Source organism: Aedoeadaptatus acetigenes, from assembly GCF_025566985.1.
Classification (GTDB): domain Bacteria; phylum Bacillota; class Clostridia; order Tissierellales; family Peptoniphilaceae; genus Aedoeadaptatus; species Aedoeadaptatus acetigenes.
Genome location: NZ_JAOQJD010000006.1, coordinates 1 through 18627 on the forward strand (window position 1 = coordinate 1; position 18627 = coordinate 18627).

An 18627-nucleotide genomic window follows, 5' to 3' on the forward strand; every position below is an offset into this window, starting at 1 on the left:
GCAAGACAAATTAAAACGCATAATGATTAGAGAAATGGAGAGAGAAAAACATCAAAAAGTCGATAAAAATGATTAGAAAGTCCTTGACAAGTTGTTACAGGAAAAACTGCCAAGTCAATTCTAATATCTTGTGGAGCAAGACTTGCACCTTTTGATATAAGAGAGCTTAGAGAACTAATGAGCGAAGATGAATTAGAGCTTGATAAAATTGGAGATAGAAAAACTGCTTTATTCGTAATAATATCAGATACAGATGATACCTTTAACTTTGTAGTTTCAATAATGTATTCTCAACTATTTAATCTTCTATGTGATAAGGCAGATGATGTGTATGGTGGAAGACTTCCAGTTCATGTTAGGTGTCTACTTGATGAGTTTGCAAATATAGGATTAATTCCTAAATTTGAAAAATTGATTGCAACAATTCGTTCAAGAGAAATATCGGCAAGCATAATACTGCAAGCACAATCTCAATTAAAAGCAATCTATAAAGACCATGCAGATACAATAGTTGGTAACTGCGACTCTACACTCTTTTTAGGAGGAAAAGAAAAAACAACAGTAAAAGAATTATCTGAAACCTTAGGAAAAGAAACCATAGACCTATATAACACATCAGAAACAAGATCCAATCAAAAATCTTTTGGTCTAAATTACCAAAAAACTGGCAAGGAACTTATGAGTCAAGATGAAATAACTGTAATGGATGGCGGTAAGTGTATTTATCAGTTAAGAGGAGTAAGACCTTTTCTATCTGATAAATTCGATATTACAAAGCATAAGAATTACAAGTTGTTGGAAGATTATGATAAGAAAAACTTGTTTGATGTGGAAGAGTATTTAACAAATAGAGATAAAATAAAAATAAACAGGAACAGTTTGATTACAAGATTATGAATTAAGCCTAGGATAAAAATATTTTTGGTATAATATCTATATAAACCATGGAGGTAGGCATATGAGGTCTTATGAAAGTAAGGAAGAATTAAAAAATGAGATAAAGAAAACTTTTGGAAAATATATTTCAGAGTTTGATAATATCCCAGAAGAATTAAAAGATAAAAGAGTAGATCAAGTTGATAGGACACCAGCTGAAAATCTTGCCTATCAAGTAGGTTGGACAACTTTAGTTTTGAAATGGGAAGAAGATGAAAAAAAGGGAATTGAGGTTAAAACGCCATCTGACAAATTTAAGTGGAATCAACTTGGAGAATTGTATCAATGGTTTACAGATACCTATGCTCATAAATCGTTAAAGGAATTAAAAGAACAACTATCACAGAATATAGAAGATATTTACTCTTTGATAGATAATCTTACAGAGGAAGAATTATTTAAACCACATATGAGAAAATGGGCAGATGAAGCAACAAAAACTGCAACTTGGGAAGTATATAAATTTATCCATGTAAATACAGTAGCACCATTTGGAACATTTAGGACTAAGATTAGAAAATGGAAAAAACTTAATAATTTTGTGAATGTAATTAAATAATAAGGTTGGTGCTTTAATTGAATTATGAAAAATTTAAAAAAATAATAAATAGAAAAACCTCTATAATAGTATTAGATACAAATGTAATACTTGACTTAGCTCGATATTCATTATATAGTAGCAAAAACATATTAGAAATTTTCAAGGAGTGTAAGGATTTAATATGGATTCCGAATCAAGTGTATAAAGAATTTAATAAAAATAAATATAGCGTATTCGGACAATTGAAAAAAAAGTATCAAAATTTTGAAAAAGATTTACTAAGAGTAATTGAAAGGAGTCAAAAAAATTTAGAGAGTGTCTTGATTAAATCATCTAAATATAATTATTTTGGAAGAAAAAATTTGGAGAATGATTTAAATAACAAGTTAGTTGAATTAAAACAAATAATCAAATCTTATAAAAATAGTGTTGGTATTGAATATGATGAAATAACAACAGATTCTCCTGAAATAATTAAAGATATAGATAATCTTATTTCATATTTAGAAAAAAATAATAGGATAGGTAATAGGATAAGGTTTAGTGAACAATTAAAAATTATTAGAGAGGGTGAACTTAGGTATAAATATAAAATTCCGCCTGGATATGAGGACATTAATAAAGATGGAGTTGAAAAATTTGGAGATTTATTTGTTTGGAAAGAGATATTAGATTTACCAGTTGAAAAATCAGTAAAAGATATTATTTTTATTACGAATGATATAAAAGAAGACTGGTGGAGTAAGGATAGTCAAGATAATTTAGTAGTTCACGATAAATTATTAAGTGAATTTAAAGAAAAAAATCCAAATGTAAATATTGAATTTTTAACAACAGGAATGTTTCAGAATTTCGCTTCAAAAGTATATGATAGATATGATTTTAATGTTTATGTAGATTTAAATAGAAAAGATGTGTCATATGTAGAAAGAGTAAAACAAGATATTTCTAATGATATAGTTGACAGTATTTATAATAACAACTATTATTATCTAGAATCGTATGTTATTGGAAGTGAGGGTATTGAAGAATTAGATATAAATAATTGTGAATTCAATGAGATATTAGATACTTATGAAGAGTTTACAGACGAGATTGTTAGTATAACTTATGAGCTAGAATATTTAATAAATTTAAGTTGTGTATCCTTTGATTATTGGGGACGTGATGATGATACAAAAGAAGTCATACAATCACCACCAATAGAACAAGAATTTAGTGGAAGTGTCATAGTTAATGTCACAAGATTAATTAATAAAGATGATATCGAAGAAGATTCTTTTTATATTAATAATGATAAAGAATATACAGATATTGAAATAATTGAAATTCAGATAGATCAAGATTCTATAAACAAAAATGAAGAAGACTACGATGACTCTTATTTAGAAGAGGAGAATTACAATAATGATTATGCATTTATTTGCTCTAAATGTGGAAAGGGATTTAAGGATAGGCGAGAAGATGTAGGTGGTATTTGTCGAGATTGTTCATTTAATGATTAATAATATAGGATATTTTATTAAAGCAGTAATTATAAAGTTTACTGCTTTTTTTATACTCAAAATTAGGAGGTTAAGATGTTAAGGATAAGAGCTCCTACTTAGAACAATTTAATAAGGAATAATGTATAGCGATTGGAAATAAATAGATCCAGTCGCTTTTTTAATTGAAATTTATAGATTAAGGAGAAGAAATTAATGGATAGAGAAATGATAAATATTAATGCAAATTTAGTTAAGGAAGCTGAATTTTCAGAATTTGAAAAAGATGGAGAAAGTGTTCAAGTAGCAAATTTTGCTCTTGTAAAAAAATATGGAAAAGGCAAAGAATATACAAATTGCTCAGTATATGGAGAAAAGGTAGAAATTGCAAAAGAATTTGAAAAAGGAGATCTGATCCATGTCTTTGGATATTTCAAAGAAAACAAAAAAGGAGATAAGGTCTACAAGAATTTTATAGTTAAATCACTAAACAAAATAGAAAATAAGAAAGAAAACGAGGAGGAATAATATGGAATTTTTTACAGCTGGAGTTGGAGTTTTAAAAACACTTGTAACTGCAATTGGTGCAGGTTTAGGAGCATGGGGAGTTATTAACTTAATGGAAGGTTATGGTAATGATAACCCTGGTGCTAAATCTCAAGGTATTAAGCAGCTTATGGCTGGTGGAGGAATTGTGCTAATCGGTATCAAATTAATTCCACTACTTGCAAATGCTTTAAAATAGGAGAAAGTCTATGTTTGGTATCTTTGACAAGCTAACTGAATTTTTTAAGGATATGCTACTCGGAGGTATCAAAGCAAATCTTGAGTCCATGTTCTTAGATATAAATGACAAGGTAGGAGTTATTGCAACTGATGTTGGGAAGACACCAATGGGTTGGAATGGAGAAGTATATAACTTCATAAAAAACATTAATGATAATGTGATTGTTCCAATAGCAGGTCTTATCATAACAGCAGTTTTATGTATTGAACTCATAAATATGGTTATGCAAAAGAATAATATGCACGATACGGATACATTTGAGTTTTTCAAATACATTATAAAGATGTTTATAGCAGTCTACCTTGCAAGCCATGCCTTTGAATTTTCAATGGCAGTCTTTGATGTGGCACAAAATCTTGTAAACAAAGCGGCAGGGGTAATCACTACTTCTGCCACTGTTTCAGGAGATCAGATAGTTGCAATGGTTGATACATTAAAAGAAAAAGAAATAGGTGAGCTTTTAATGATACTAGTTGAAACGAGCCTTGTAAGGATTGCAATTCAAGGAATATCACTAGTTATAACATTAATAGTATATGGGCGTATGTTTGAAATATATGTCTACTCATCAGTATCATCCATTCCATTTGCGACTATGGGAAATAAAGAATGGGGTCAGATTGGAACAAATTATATCAAGGGACTTTTTGCCTTGGGACTACAAGGTTTGTTTTTGATGGTATGTTTAGGTATCTACACTGTTTTAATAAGGACGGTGCAGGTTACAGATATTCACGCAAGCTTGTTTAGTATATTAGGATATGCTCTACTTCTTGGACTTATGATGTTTAAGAGTGGAACAGTTGCAAAAAGTATTATGAATACGCACTAGGAGGAATAAATGTTAAAAAAGAAAAATTGTGCTTTATTGGGACTTGGAATTTTATTAGGAGGAACTTATGAAATTGTAAAAGAGAAGAAAAGAAATGAAGAGATTAGAAACTTAAAGAGGAGAATAAATAGGCTCGGAAGATGTCACAATGAATTTGTTATGTATCAAGGAGAATACAATGACAGAAATGAAGAAAAACAAGAAGAATTAGAAGAAAGAATTAGCTACCTAGAAGAAGAAACAACATCTAATTATGACCATATACTTGAACTTTCCAAAGAAGAAGTAGAGGGAGATTAAAATGGCATATGTACCAATACCAAAAGATTTGGACAAGATTAAAACAAAGGTTGCCTTTAACTTAACTAAAAGACAACTTATAGGTTTTTCTGTGGCAGGAGTAATTGGCATACCAACCTATTTATTTATGAAGAAATATCTACCTAATGATGTTTCAATCATTGTAATGCTAATAGTAACCCTGCCAATCTTTTTTATAACCTTATATGAAAAAGACACCTTAACTTTTGAAAAATATTTTAAATTTTTCTATCTTCATAAGTTTTATCAACCAACTAAGAGAATAAGAAAGGAGGCATACCTTGAAGCAAAGAAAAAAGCAAATCAGCGACTTAAATCTAAGGGAAAAACAATTAAAAAAAGACCGAAAGGAAGTAAGAAGGCTAAAAACAAAGAAAGATTCAACAAATAGTCTTCTAAGTGTACTTTTAAAGAAAGAGAAGAAGAGATTTACTGTTGAGGATACTATTCCATATATAAGAATGTTACCAGAGGGCATATGCCAGTTAGATGAAAAAAATTATTCAAAGACAATTTCATTTCAAGATATAAATTACCAGTTGGCATTGGAAGAAGATAGAGATTTAATCTTTAACCAATTTGCCAACTTTTTAAATTCTTTTGATCCAAGTGTCCACATTGAACTTTCATATGTAAATCAATTAGGAAGAAATAAAGACCTACAAGATGCAATTAAAATTGCTGATAAGGGAGACTTCTATGACGATGTAAGAAAAGAGTTTAGGGAGATGTTAAAGCTTCAACTTGCAAAGGGCAATAACGGACTTAAAAAGATGAAGTATATAACCTTTACGACAGAAGCTGATAACCTAGAGCAAGCAAGAGCAAAGCTAAATAGACTTGAAGTAGATATTTTATCCAACTTTAAATCTATGGGAGTAAGAGCAGAGAGTCTTGATGGCGAAGAAAGACTAAGACTTGTTCATGATATGTTAAATCCAGACAAGAACTTTAATTTTTCATATAAAGATTTGAAGAAGAAAGAGTCTACAAAATCACATATAACTCCCAATATCTTTAATTTTGCACCGGCAAATAATTTTAAATTTGGGAAATTCATTGGAGCAGTAAGTCATTTTCAAATACTTGCAAGTGAGTTATCAGACAGAATGTTATCTGAGTTTTTAGATATTGATGATAATATTTATGTAGCTTTTCATATAGATGTAGTTGAACAAGCAGAAGCTATTAAACTCATTAAAAGAAAAAACACAGACCTAGACAGAATGAAAATTGAAGAACAAAAAAAAGCAGTTCGTGCTGGATATGATATGGATATTATTCCATCAGATATAAATACCTTTGGTGCGGATGTTAAGTCCATGTTATCTGACTTACAAAATAGAGATGAAAGGCTCTTTGTAGTTACCATTGTAATGATGAATTTTGCTAGAACTAATCAAAAATTAGAAAACACTATTGCTCAAATCTCATCAATTGCTAACAGACATAATTGTCAGGTAAAAAGATTATCTCACCAACAAGAGCAAGGACTTGTTTCTGTCTTACCTTTGGGAGTTAATCAAGTCGAGATAAAAAGATTTTTAACTTCATTATCAACGGCAGTATTTATGCCTTTTACAACCGAAGAGCTATTTATTGATTCAGCAAATTCTTTGTACTATGGATTAAATGCCCTTAGCCAAAACTTGATTATGGCAGATAGGAAGAAACTAAAGAACCCTAACGGATTAATATTAGGTACACCAGGTTCTGGTAAATCTTTCTCAGCAAAGAGAGAGATGGCAAATGCAATTCTTGTAACAGACGATGATGTAATTATTTGTGATCCTGAAGGCGAGTATTCAAACCTTGTAAAACAATTTAATGGAGAAGTTATTAAAGTTTCAGCAAAGTCAAAGGACTATCTAAATCCACTAGATATTAATATGAACTATGGAGATGGGGACGCACCTTTAAAGGATAAGGCAAATTTCATAATGTCTATGCTTGAACTTGTAGTAGGAGGATCTGGTCTTACTGCTGCAGAAAAATCCGTTATAGATAGGTGCTTACCAAAGATATATCAAAAATATTTTGAAGACCCAAAACCAGAAAATATGCCAATATTAGGAGATTTATACGATATGCTCCTATCTCAAGAAGAGGGAGTTGGTAGAAAACTCGCAACAGAAATGGAAATTTATGTTAAAGGAAGTCTTAATGTATTTAATAATAGGTCTAATGTTGACCTAAATAGACAACTGCTCTGTTTTGATATAAAAGAGCTAGGAACACAACTTAAAAAAATAGGTATGCTTGTAATTCAAGACCAGGTTTGGAACAAGGTTTCCCTTAATAGAGGAAGCAAGTCTACAAGATACTATATAGATGAGTTCCACCTTTTATTAAAAGACCCACAAACTGCTTCATATTCAGTAGAAATCTGGAAAAGATTTAGAAAATGGGGCGGTATTCCAACAGGTATAACTCAAAACGTAAAAGACCTTTTAACAAGTCAGGAAATTGAAAATATCTTTGATAATACAGACTTTGTTCTAATGTTAAATCAAGCATCTGGAGATAGAGATATTCTTGCTAAGAAATTAAAAATATCACCTTATCAGTTAAACTATATTACTAACTCAAATGCAGGTGAGGGACTATTATTCTTTGGAAATACTATTGTTCCATTTATTGATAAATTCCCTAAAGACACTATGCTATATAAGCTAATGACAACTAAACCAGAAGAAGCTAAGTAGGTGTGATATGGATAAAAAACTAAAAAAAGATTTTCAAAAGAAAATTATACGAAATAGGGACGCTCCTGAAAAGAATCTTGAAAGTAAACTTGTTCATTCAGATGATTATACAAATAAGATAATTAAGACTAAGGATAGGTTCGGAGATAAAATTTCAGAAAAAGAATCTAAACTTATCCATGAGAATGTATTAGCTAAAGATCAAAAACAGGATAAACTAAAAGATTTTCAGAAGGCTAAAAACAAGGAAAGAATCAGAAAAGAAGTTTTAGATAATAAGGATAAGGCTAATGAAGTTAAACAGACTAATCTTGAAATAAGGGCAGATGAAAGCTTTAAACTTGATGAAGACTTAGATGTAGACTACAAAAAGGTAAATTTTGATAGTGAAAACAGTAGAAATGTTAACTCTAATAAATTAACAACAGATGATATTTCAGCTAAGGCTCAACCAATAAGCAATAAGAAGGAATCAAGTAAAAGACAAGTTCTTAAAAATTACGAGGATAAACTTATCCATAGTAAGGATAAATTCCAAGACAAAATTAACGAGAAAGAGTCTAAGCGAATCCAGACAAGTGAAGATAAACCTATCGAAGCAAAGAAAAGCAAGAGAGTATATAGAAAAGATAAGCTTGTTAAAGATGAAGTAAGTAAGAACGAAAGTAATACTAATATCGATAAAAAGCAAAAGCAGAAACTTTATCAAGAAAAGAAGTTTAGAGATAAGGAAAAAATTTCTAAAGAGATAGATAAAGAAAGTAAGCTAAGCGAAGTTGATACAGATAAAACATTTGATAATCCTGAGTTTAAAGACAATAATCAAGAATTTATAAAAGATGAAAAGGAAACAAGCCTTAAAGCTTCAGAACAAAAGAAAGTTAACAAAAAGAAGACCTACTACAAAAGAAAAAATTATGAAAGTGATAAATTCACTCGAAAGAAAATCGATGACTTAAAAGATGAATCTAAGAAAGTTACAAGAAAAGATTCTAAGAAGGCACAAGATGTTAAAGACTTTATCTCAGATAAAAAGATTGGAGAGCTTGAAAAGTCTAAAAGTAAGCTAAAGGATAATATCTTAAAGAATAAAACTAAAGGAAGTCTATCTTCTGGAGTTTTATTATCTGGAGCTAAGTCTTCAGAGTTAGTGAGAGATTATTTAAGTTCAGGATCTGATAATACTGGTGTAGAATCTGGAGAAAAGGTCGCCAATGTAAGCTCTAAACTCCAGCATGGAATAAGGAAGTATAAGCTAGACAAAAAGAAAAAGTCCTTAAAAAAGCTATCTAAACTCGATAAGAAAATAAGAAAGAGAAAAAGCAAGTTGGAGTTTAAAAGCGGCTTGGAAGATTTAAAAAAGTCAGACGCCTATATAAAGAAAAATAGATTTAAGAAGTTTTACCAAAGAAAGCAAATGAAAAGCATGATAGCTAAAAAGCACGAAACAAGACTTGTAGATAGAGTTAAAAAAGCTATTTTAAGTTTAGGTAAGGCTTCTAAAGAGCTAATCGTAAGAAAAAGTAAGATGGTTCTATTTCTAGTAATAGGACTAGGTCTTATGCTATCAATCATGATTGGTGGTGGAAGTGTTGGTATGAGTGGACTAAGTAACTCAGTAAACTCAGTAATGACAACAACATACCTATCACAAGATACAGTTCTAAGTGAAGTTAATCAAGAATTTTCATCAATGGAATATGACCTACAATCACAAATCGAAAGTGTAAAAACAAGTCATCCTGGATATGACGAATATATCATAAATAAAGAAGGAGAAATTGGTCATAATACCCATGAACTTTTATCCTATATAACTTCAAGATGTGGAGAAGTAAAATCAGCATCTGAAGTAAAAGGAATTTTAAAAGAACTTTTCGATAAGATGTATAAGCTTGATTTTAAGGAAGAAATTGAAATTAGAACAAGAACAGTAGCAAGAACTAGATATGATAGTCGTGGCAATCCTTATACTAGTTATGAAAAAGAAGAGTACGAATATAAAAAGTTAATTGTAACTTTAAAGAAAAAAGAAATGGATGAAGTTGTTAGGGAAATATTTAAAGATTATCCAGACAATGTAGTTCATTATGAAGCTCTTCTTGAAGCTAAGGGGAATATGGGAGATGTTTTTGGATCGGGTAATGGGGACTTAGGAGAAATAGTAGACAATCCAAACTTTGGAAATCCTGGTCTTGCTTTTGATTCAGCTACTGCAAAAGCCTTATTTAATGAAGCAGAAAAACATATAGGCAAAAGATATGTGTTTGGAGCAAGTGGACCATCTAACTTTGATTGTTCAGGTTTTGTATGTTGGTCATTTACAAAGTCTGGTGTAAAGAGTATGCCAAGAACAACTGCATGGAGAATATACAAAGACTATTGTAATCCAGTAAGTCCAAGTGAAGCTCAACCTGGAGATATTATATTTTTCCATTCAACATATAACAGTGGAACTCCAATATCTCATGTAGGAATATACGCAGGTAATGGAATGATGATTCACGCAGGAGATCCAATTCAATACACATCAATAAATTCAAAATATTGGAAATCACACTTTTATGGTTTTGGAAGACCAAGATAGAAGGGAGATATTGTGTGAACAGAAAACTTATAAGTATCAGGAACAAAAAGAAAAAAATAGAAGAGAAGTTAAAAGATTTAAATGCAAAATACAAGGAAATTTGCGATGAAGAAATACAAGTTGAGAATGAAGAAATAATTGTAACTCTTAGGAGAAACAATATTAGCTTGGAAGAATTAATGGAGAAAATTAATGACAGAAAAATAGAAGAAAAATTAAAAGAAAAGGAGAACATTCATAATGAAGAAATTTAATACGAACAGACTAAGAGCCTTTTTTATGGCTCTTTTATTAGTTTTAACATCAACCTCAACTACTAATGTACTAGCTAAAGCTGATGATACAGATGGTAGTAAAAAAGTGATAGAAAGTTCTATAAGTAAAATTAGTGATTTAGAAAATCAGATCAAAGACTTAAATGATAAGAAACAAGAAGACCAATCAAAGATAGATGAATTAAAGGAAAAGTTAGAATCTTGCAAAGATAATGGAGAGAATCTGAAACAAGAAAAGGCTAAATTAGAAGAAAAGATTAGAGATAAAGATAATAAGATTGTTCAATTGAATAAAGAAATTGAGAATCTTAGAAACTCCAATAATGATGAACTAATAGCAGAAATTACTCAACTTAAAGATGAATTAAAAAGATTACAAGATGAAAATGCAAAACTAAAAGAAGATTATTCATCTACAAAATGGGAGTTAGAAGCTGAGAAAGAAAAGACCGATAAAAACGAAAATAAAGTCAAAGAAATGCAAGAAAAGCTCGAGTCTTTAGAAGAGGAACTTTCAAAGAAGACTAAAGAAATTGAGGATAAAAATAATAGAATTAAGGACTTAGAAAAAGTTCTTGAAGAAAAAGATACTAAGATAAAAGAATTAGAGAATAAAAAGAAAGAGACAGAAAATTCTAAGTCAGAATGCTTTAAGAAAATTGAAGAGCTTCAAAAGGCTATTGATAGTTTAAAAGAATCTTCTGAAAATACTAAAAAAGAATTAGAAGAAAAAATTAAAGAACTAGAAGAAAAACAAAAAGCTTCTGAAGAAGAAATTAAAAAGCTAAAAGAAGAATTAGATAAGAAAATTGAAGAAGCAAAGAAGTTAATCGAGGAAGCAAATAAAAAAGCGAAAGAAGAACTTGAAAAACAAGTTAAAGATGAAAAAGACAAAAATCTAAACCAAGACTTATCTAAGAAATTAGATGAACTTCTAAAACTCCAAAAAGAAAACAAAGATAAGAAAGAAGATAATAAATCTCAAGATAAAAAGTGGGACGAAATTTTGAAAGCTGATGATAAGAATATCCTAAATCAATTTGATCTTAACAAGATGAAAAAGCAAGAAGAAAAACAGGACAAAAAACAAGTTAAAGATGAAAAAGAATTTGCAGTTTTCCAAGTAGACAAAAACTTTTATAACATTATCAACAAAGATGGTAAGACAACAGTATATATGGATGTAAAAACTTATGTAGACCAAGGAAGAACTATGATTCCAGTAAGATATATTGCTTATACTCTAGGTTTTAATGTTGAGTATGACAACTCTACTCGTGAAGCTATTTTCTCAAATAAAGAGAATAATATCCTAGCAAAAAAGACATTAAGACTAAATATTGATACTGGTGTTATGAAAGATTCAGATGGAAAGGTCTACAATTCAGATGTTAAGCCAGTGATTATAAATGGAAGAATTCATGCTTCAATTTCAAATATTGCTAAAGCTTTTGGAGCAAGTCATGGAGATATTAAAGATGGCAAAAACCAAACAATAGAATGGGACAATGCTAGAAAAGCAGTCTATGTATTTAAAAATGTAAAATAAGAAAGGATAGAAAAATGAATAAGAGTATTAAACGAGGAGTAGCCATAGCGTTACTCCTTTTTACATTTACAGTACCAGCAACTACATTTGCGATGACAAATGAAGGACAAATTGAAAGTCAAAACGAATCAATCTATGAACCACAAAAAGAAGAATTTGAGAAAATGTTGAAAGATGATGTTTTTACACCATCAAAAGAAGAAATTCCTTATCAAGATGTTCCAAGAATACAAGGAAATACAAGTGAAGCAACCAAGCCTTCAAATAATCCACCAAAGAAAACCCCACTTGTAAAAGGTGGTAATACAAAGGCAGTAAATAATCTTGCAACACAAGAAAATAAGGCAAGAGGTTCAGTAATTGAAAATGTAGATAGGAATGGAAAAGATATTACACCAAGTGGAGATACAGAAAAAGATAAAGAAAATCCAGTTGATGTAAGACAATTTTTAACATTTCAAACCAAAAGTGGAAAAACTATGCACCTAATAGTAGATCACTCATCAAATCAAGATAATGTAAGGCTATTGACAGAAGTAGGAGAGCAAGACCTGCTTAATATGATTGAATCAGAAGATAAAAACACTATAAAGGTTGAAGAGCCTAAGAAAGAAGAAGTAAAAAAAGAAGAACCTAAGACTGTTCCAGTAAAAGAAGAAAAGAAAAGCGGGATAGGTTCATTTCTAATTGTTGCACTTGTAATTGGAGGAGTTATAGGAGCAGGATATTATTTTAAAGTAGTCAAAGCTAAGGAAGATAGAATGTTGGAAGACTTTGAAGAAGATGATGAGGATTATGTTAGTGAGTCAGAAGATGAATCTGACAATTAAGAAAGTCATGAAGAATCTTTAGATGAAGATGATGAACTATTATAAGGATATTAAACTTAAGTACAATTGAACTTTTGTCACGAATATGATACAATATCCGTGACAAAGGAGAATTGTAATGAGTTCATATATGGAAATAATATCAGATAAAATAAATAGTTTTGATTCACATAAAGTATTTTTTGCAAATGACTTTTTAGATATTGCATCTAATGCTACAGTTAGACAAATATTAAAAAGATTAGCAGATGAAGATAAAATCAAGCGTGTCATCGATGGCTTTTATTACAATCCAAGATATAGCGAATTAATTGGAGAGTACGAAGCAGTATCAATTCACGAGTTAGCACTTGCCATAGCAAGAAAATACAATTGGAATATTGCACCATATAATAGCACAGCCTTAAATTTGTTGGGACTATCCACACAAGTTCCGACTCACTATAAATATATATCTAGTGGAAGATATAAGGAATATAAAATTGGGGATACGGTTTTAGAATTTAAAAAAGTAAATCCAGGAGAGATTGCTAATATGTCCCTAAAGACCGCAACAGTTATTCAAGCAATTAAGTCTTTAGGTAAAGAAAATATAACTAGTGAAGTTATACAAAAGATAAGAGAAAACTTAAGTGAAAAAGAAAGAACAGACTTAATGAATGAGTCAAAATCAGTTCCATCATGGATATATGAAGTAATAAGAGAAATTTGTGAGGGCAAAAATGAATAAGTTTTATATAGAAAACAAAGACGATTTAAGAGTTTTAATAGTAAATACAGCCAGAAAGAAAAATATATCTGAAGCAGTAATTGAAAAAGACTATTGGGTTACTTTTATCTTAGACTATCTATTTAATGAAAATAAATGGAAAGAATATTTAACCTTTAAAGGTGGCACATCACTTTCAAAATGTTTTGGACTCATTGAAAGATTTTCTGAAGATATAGATCTAATCTTAGATTGGCGATTATTAGGCTATGAAGAAAAAGAACCATGGATTGAAAGGTCAAATACCAAGCAAGATAAATTCAACAAAACAGTTAATGAAAAGACAGAACTTTTTTTAAGAGATGAATTTTTAAAAGTTTTAGAAGAAGATTTAAAGGATTTTGATTTTGAATTTTCTATAGATACAATAGATCCACAAACAATTCTTTGTAAATATCCTAAAATTTTTGAATCTAATTATTTGACACAAAATATAAGACTTGAAATAGGAAGCCTTGCAGCATGGACACCTGCAATTGATGTTGAAATATTACCAATAATTGGAGAAGCCTATCCAAACGTATTTAAAGAAAAAACTAATATAAGAACAGTATCAGCAGAGAGAACTTTTTGGGAAAAGGCAACTATACTTCATCATGAAGCGAATAGACCAGAATCTTCTCCTATGCCACATAGGTATGCAAGACACTTTTATGACTTATATAAAATAGCAAATTCAGATTATAAAAACAAAGCCTTAGAGGATAAGGATTTATTAAAAAAAGTGACTGAATTTAAAATGAAATTCTACCCTAGAAAGTGGGCAAGGTATGAAGAAGCACTAAATGGAAGATTAAGATTAGTCCCAAGAGAGTACCGATTTTCTGAAATAGAGAAAGATTATAAGGCTATGTCAGAAATGATATATGGAGACTATCCAAACTTTGAAGAGATTATAAAAGTTCTTAAAGAACTAGAAAAAGAAATTAATAAGTAGAATTTTCCCGAAAATAATATAATCTTCGGGAGAAATACTTTGAGCGAGAGAGAAATCTTTCGCTCTTTTTTTTATTTATGGAGGTATTAATGAAATTAGTAATAGCAGAAAAGCCAAGTGTAGCAGTTACAATTGCAAAAGTAATTGGAGCAAGAACAAGAAAAAACGGATATTATGAGGGGAATGGATACATTGTTTCTTGGTGTGTAGGTCATTTAATTCAAATGGCAAGTCCAGATAAGATAGACGAAAAATGGAAGAAGTGGACAATAGAAACTCTTCCTATAATTCCAGAAGAATATATTTATGAAGTATCTAAAAACACTAAGAAACAATATGGGGTTTTAAAGAAACTTTTAAACAATAAGAACATCGATACAGTTATAAATGCTTGTGATGCTGGTAGAGAGGGAGAGCTTATTTTTAGGCTTGTATATAATCAAGCTAAATGTAAGAAGAAGATTCAAAGGCTTTGGATATCTTCAATGGAAAACAAGGCTATTGAAGATGGCTTTAGAAATCTTAAAGACGGAGAAAACTTTGAAGACCTATATAGATCAGCAAGTGCAAGAGCTATTGCAGATTGGCTTGTAGGAATGAATTTAAGTAGGCTTTATTCTTGCATTTACAAGGAAACATATTCAGTTGGTAGAGTACAAACACCAACTCTATATTTAATAGCTAAGAGGGATAGTGAAATAAACCTATTTAAGAAGCAAAAATATTACACAGTTGACCTATCTTATAAAGGATTGAAGCTAGTATCAGATAGAATTGATAAAATTGAAGTTGCAGAACAACTATTAAATCTGCTAGAAGATGAAATAGTTATTACAGAGGTAGAAGACAAAGAAGTAAGCACAAAACCAGATAAACCTTATGATCTCACTACCTTACAAAGAGAAGCAAATAAATATTTTGGGTATTCAGCAAATGATACTTTAAATCTAGCACAAGCTTTGTATGAAAAAAAGCTAATCACATATCCAAGAACAGATAGTAGGTACTTAACCGATGATATGGTTAATACTATGAAAGAATTATTAGAAGGACTTGAAGAAGATTTTAAGGTTAATGAATCAAATTTTAAGTCTATTTTTGATTCATCTAAGGTTACAGACCACTATGCAATTATTCCTACTATATCTCGTATTGGAAAAGCTAGAGATTTATCTGATAAAGAAAGCAAAATCTATAATTTAGTTAAGAATAAATTACTTGCTTCATGTTCGGATAACTTAAAGGAATCTAGTAGAAAAATCAGATATGAATATGATAAATTTAACTTCAATGCAAGTGGAAAGACTATAATCGATGAAGGTTATACCAAGTATCTAAAGCCTTATGGAAAGGAAAGACAAGAAAATGAATTACCAGATGTAAAGACTGGAGATAAAATTAAGCTAACTTCTAAAAATATATCTGAGAAATTTACAAAAGCTCCAAGTCATTATAATGAAAATACACTTTTAAAGGCTATGGAGAATGCAGGGATTGAATCACTGGATAAAGATATAGAAGTAGAAAGAAAAGGCTTAGGAACACCAGCCACAAGAGCAGGAATTATTGAAAATCTTATCCATAAGGACCTCATAAGAAGAGATAAGAAAAACTTACTTGTAACAGAAAAAGGCAATAGACTTGTATCGATTGTAGAGGATAAGTTTAAATCAGCAGAAACAACTTCTGAATGGGAAATGAAACTTGCAAAGATTAGCTCTGGTGAAGTAGATAAAGAAGACTTTTTAAGAGAAATAGAAGATAGTATAAGGGAGCTTGTAGATAGGTACAAGAATAATCTAAATGAATAAGGTAAAAATATTAGAGCTTTTCGGTGGCATAGGTGCTATTAGAAAGGCTTTTATTAATTTAAAGATACCTTATGAAGTTGTTGATTATGTAGAAATAGATAAGGCTTGTGTTAAATCATACAACGCACTTTATGGAGAGAGTTATAAGCCAAAATCAGTAGTAGGATATAAAGCTCCTAATGAAAAGATAGACTTAATTATGCATGGAAGTCCTTGCCAAGACTTTTCAAGAATAGGAAAAAAGCAAGGAGGAGTAAAGAATTCGGGAACTAGATCAAGCTTACTATTTGAAACAATTAGAATAATAAAAGAAATGAAAGAAAAACCTAAATGGATAATTTGGGAAAATGTAAAGGGAGTCCTTGATAGAAATATGAGGGACTCCTTTTTTATTTATCTAAAAGAACTAGAAGACCTTGGATATGAAAGCAAGTATGAAATCTTAAATGCAATGGACTTTGGGATACCTCAAAAAAGAGAAAGGATATTTGTTGTTTCATGTCTAGGAAAAAATAACTTTTCTTTTAATAAATTGGAGAGGAAAGAAACAAGACCACTAAGTGATTTTTTAGAAAAGGATGTAAGTGAACTTTATACAATGACCCAACCTTATATGCTGAAATTTTTAAATAAAGGCATAGATAACAGTTTTAGAGGGCGATTAAAAGTGATTAAAGCTTTTTCTTATACTATTTCTACAAAACAGATGAGAGTACCTAATTCTGGAATAATAGATATTGGAAACGGTAAATATAGGTATTTAACAGAAAGAGAATGCCTAAGACTCATGGGTTTTGATGATAGTGATATTGACAAACTAGAAGAAGTACATCCAAGAAGAAAAAATTGCACCTCAAGTAAACTATATAAGCAGGCCGGCAATTCTATTGTGGTTGATGTTTTAATGGCTATTATAAAAGAAATTCAAAGAATGGAGGTAGGAAATGCAAGTAAATGATTTTAAAAATATACAAGAAGCAATAAAGTATGAAGTGTTACAAGATGAAAAAGAATATTTAAAACTCTTAAAAGTTATAGGCAATAATCAGAAATATGATTTTTCAAGCCAACTAAGTATATATAACAAAGAACCTGAAGCTAGAGCTTGTGCGACCTTTGATATGTGGAAGAAATATTTTGGCAGAGTTGTTATGAGAGGTCAAAAGGGTATTCCAATTTTAGTTGGAAGTGATATAAGTCAAAGAGTTTCATATATTTTTGATATTAGTCAGACCACATCAATGGATAGGAATATTAATGAGGTTAGCCTATGGCAGTTTGACCACGAAAACCATAACGAGGCGTTAAAAGAAATAATAAGAGATTCTTCATTTGAAGATAGTGATTCACTCAATGAAAATATATTTTCTTTGAGTCGAATTTATGGAGATGAATATATTAACTTGGCTCTTGCTGATTTGAGAATAGATATAGAGGATAGACTGAGTTTTGAAAAGTTTATGAGAGACTCAATATCTTATGCAGTAGCTAATAGGTTTAATACAGTCTATCCTATGGATACGGAAAATTTAAAAAATAATTTTTCTAGGATTAATACTATTTCTTTAGAACAGATAGGTCTTGTAATATCAAGGGTTAGCGAAGATATTATAGATAGCACAATAGAAAAATCTAAGGGAATGGATCGTGCTAGGCTGCTGACAGAAAGGGTCGCTGCCGACTATAATAGAGATATAGAAAATATAAATGAAGATAAAGGAGGTCAAGATGATTTATATAGACGAGATGATAGGTCAAGAATTAGAGATGGACGAGTTTTCACAGATGGAAGCGACAGAGGAAATAGCAATGAAGATCGAAGAGAAAACCTTGGACATGATGGAGAGGGATCTGGAATTTATGGAGAGATTTCCGAATCCAACATACGCAGTTCTAAGACTGTCTTACCTGGTAGGGAGCGAGGACATGGAGAACTGGAAGAAACTTCAGAAAATGTACGAGGAGAAAACACTTTTGAACCATCTGAAGGAAATTCAGAATCAGGCAGTGGACTTTATCAAGAGAGAGAAAGTCAAGATGATGAAAGCACAAGGATTGACAGAGAAGATGATGAGAGAGAATCCAGAGGAATACCAAGGACAGATGAACAACTTGATGGCAACAGTGAAGAGAATAGCAATCAAGGAATACGTAGAAGCTTAGAAAATGAAATAAGCCAAGAAAAGGAAGCTGATGAAGCTTCTTTTTTTGATGACAAAAACATTCAAAATAGAAAAGACTACTGGATTGTAGAATTTAATGA

17 protein-coding genes and 1 pseudogene are annotated in these 18627 nt (G+C 30.4%); all 18 read left to right on the plus strand.

What is annotated here, in order from left to right; all coding sequences use genetic code 11:
• Window positions 1-87 precede the first annotated feature (87 nt).
• Window positions 88-897, plus strand: a pseudogene (locus OCV31_RS04330) (VirD4-like conjugal transfer protein, CD1115 family); the annotation flags it as partial.
• Window positions 898-958: 61 nt separating this feature from the next.
• A complete protein-coding gene (locus OCV31_RS04335; protein WP_001258251.1) occupies window positions 959-1495 on the plus strand; it encodes a ClbS/DfsB family four-helix bundle protein in 537 nt (178 codons plus the stop codon).
• Between the two features lie 17 nt (window positions 1496-1512).
• Entirely contained in the window at window positions 1513-2982 is a 1470-nt protein-coding gene (locus OCV31_RS04340) for a PIN-like domain-containing protein (RefSeq protein WP_001105422.1), read from the plus strand.
• Between the two features lie 195 nt (window positions 2983-3177).
• Window positions 3178-3489, plus strand: a complete 312-nt coding sequence (locus OCV31_RS04345; protein ID WP_000373440.1) for a single-stranded DNA-binding protein — start codon at window positions 3178-3180, stop codon at window positions 3487-3489.
• Between the two features lies 1 nt (window position 3490).
• Window positions 3491-3706 carry a Maff2 family mobile element protein gene (locus tag OCV31_RS04350; RefSeq protein WP_000394203.1) on the plus strand — a complete coding sequence of 72 codons (216 nt, stop codon included), beginning with the start codon at window positions 3491-3493 and terminating at the stop codon, window positions 3704-3706.
• Window positions 3707-3716: 10 nt separating this feature from the next.
• A complete protein-coding gene (locus tag OCV31_RS04355) occupies window positions 3717-4580 on the plus strand; it encodes a VirB6/TrbL-like conjugal transfer protein, CD1112 family (RefSeq protein ID WP_039121395.1) in 864 nt (287 codons plus the stop codon).
• A gap of 9 nt (window positions 4581-4589) precedes the next feature.
• On the plus strand, window positions 4590-4880 hold the full coding sequence (locus tag OCV31_RS04360; RefSeq protein WP_148472976.1) for a hypothetical protein: 291 nt from the start codon (window positions 4590-4592) through the stop codon (window positions 4878-4880).
• Between the two features lies 1 nt (window position 4881).
• Window positions 4882-5292 carry a PrgI family protein gene (locus OCV31_RS04365; protein WP_148472979.1) on the plus strand — a complete coding sequence of 137 codons (411 nt, stop codon included), beginning with the start codon at window positions 4882-4884 and terminating at the stop codon, window positions 5290-5292.
• Window positions 5183-7606, plus strand: coding sequence for a VirB4-like conjugal transfer ATPase, CD1110 family (locus OCV31_RS04370; protein ID WP_148472981.1), 2424 nt, complete (start codon window positions 5183-5185; stop codon window positions 7604-7606). The genes OCV31_RS04365 and OCV31_RS04370 overlap by 110 nt, the downstream gene beginning before the upstream one ends.
• Window positions 7607-7613: 7 nt before the next feature.
• Window positions 7614-10193 carry a CD1108 family mobile element protein gene (locus tag OCV31_RS04375; protein WP_148472983.1) on the plus strand — a complete coding sequence of 860 codons (2580 nt, stop codon included), beginning with the start codon at window positions 7614-7616 and terminating at the stop codon, window positions 10191-10193.
• Window positions 10194-10207: 14 nt separating this feature from the next.
• On the plus strand, window positions 10208-10447 hold the full coding sequence (locus OCV31_RS04380) for a hypothetical protein (RefSeq protein WP_110058823.1): 240 nt from the start codon (window positions 10208-10210) through the stop codon (window positions 10445-10447).
• Window positions 10434-12017, plus strand: a complete 1584-nt coding sequence (locus OCV31_RS04385; protein WP_112890530.1) for a stalk domain-containing protein — start codon at window positions 10434-10436, stop codon at window positions 12015-12017. The genes OCV31_RS04380 and OCV31_RS04385 overlap by 14 nt, the downstream gene beginning before the upstream one ends.
• 14 nt (window positions 12018-12031) lie before the next feature.
• The gene (locus OCV31_RS04390; protein WP_094208738.1) at window positions 12032-12847 is read left to right on the plus strand and encodes a CD1107 family mobile element protein; all 816 of its coding nucleotides are present in this window, start codon (window positions 12032-12034) and stop codon (window positions 12845-12847) included.
• A gap of 118 nt (window positions 12848-12965) precedes the next feature.
• The gene (locus OCV31_RS04395) at window positions 12966-13577 is read left to right on the plus strand and encodes a DUF6088 family protein (protein ID WP_050152885.1); all 612 of its coding nucleotides are present in this window, start codon (window positions 12966-12968) and stop codon (window positions 13575-13577) included.
• The gene (locus tag OCV31_RS04400) at window positions 13570-14553 is read left to right on the plus strand and encodes a nucleotidyl transferase AbiEii/AbiGii toxin family protein (RefSeq protein WP_148472985.1); all 984 of its coding nucleotides are present in this window, start codon (window positions 13570-13572) and stop codon (window positions 14551-14553) included. Before OCV31_RS04395 ends, OCV31_RS04400 begins: the two co-directional genes overlap by 8 nt.
• 89 nt (window positions 14554-14642) lie before the next feature.
• Window positions 14643-16364 carry a DNA topoisomerase 3 gene (locus OCV31_RS04405; RefSeq protein WP_148472987.1) on the plus strand — a complete coding sequence of 574 codons (1722 nt, stop codon included), beginning with the start codon at window positions 14643-14645 and terminating at the stop codon, window positions 16362-16364.
• Window positions 16357-17322, plus strand: a complete 966-nt coding sequence (locus tag OCV31_RS04410) for a DNA cytosine methyltransferase (protein WP_148472989.1) — start codon at window positions 16357-16359, stop codon at window positions 17320-17322. The genes OCV31_RS04405 and OCV31_RS04410 overlap by 8 nt, the downstream gene beginning before the upstream one ends.
• Before the next feature lie 968 nt (window positions 17323-18290).
• On the plus strand, window positions 18291-18527 hold the full coding sequence (locus OCV31_RS09765) for a TnpV protein (protein WP_394800640.1): 237 nt from the start codon (window positions 18291-18293) through the stop codon (window positions 18525-18527).
• Window positions 18528-18627 lie beyond the last annotated feature (100 nt).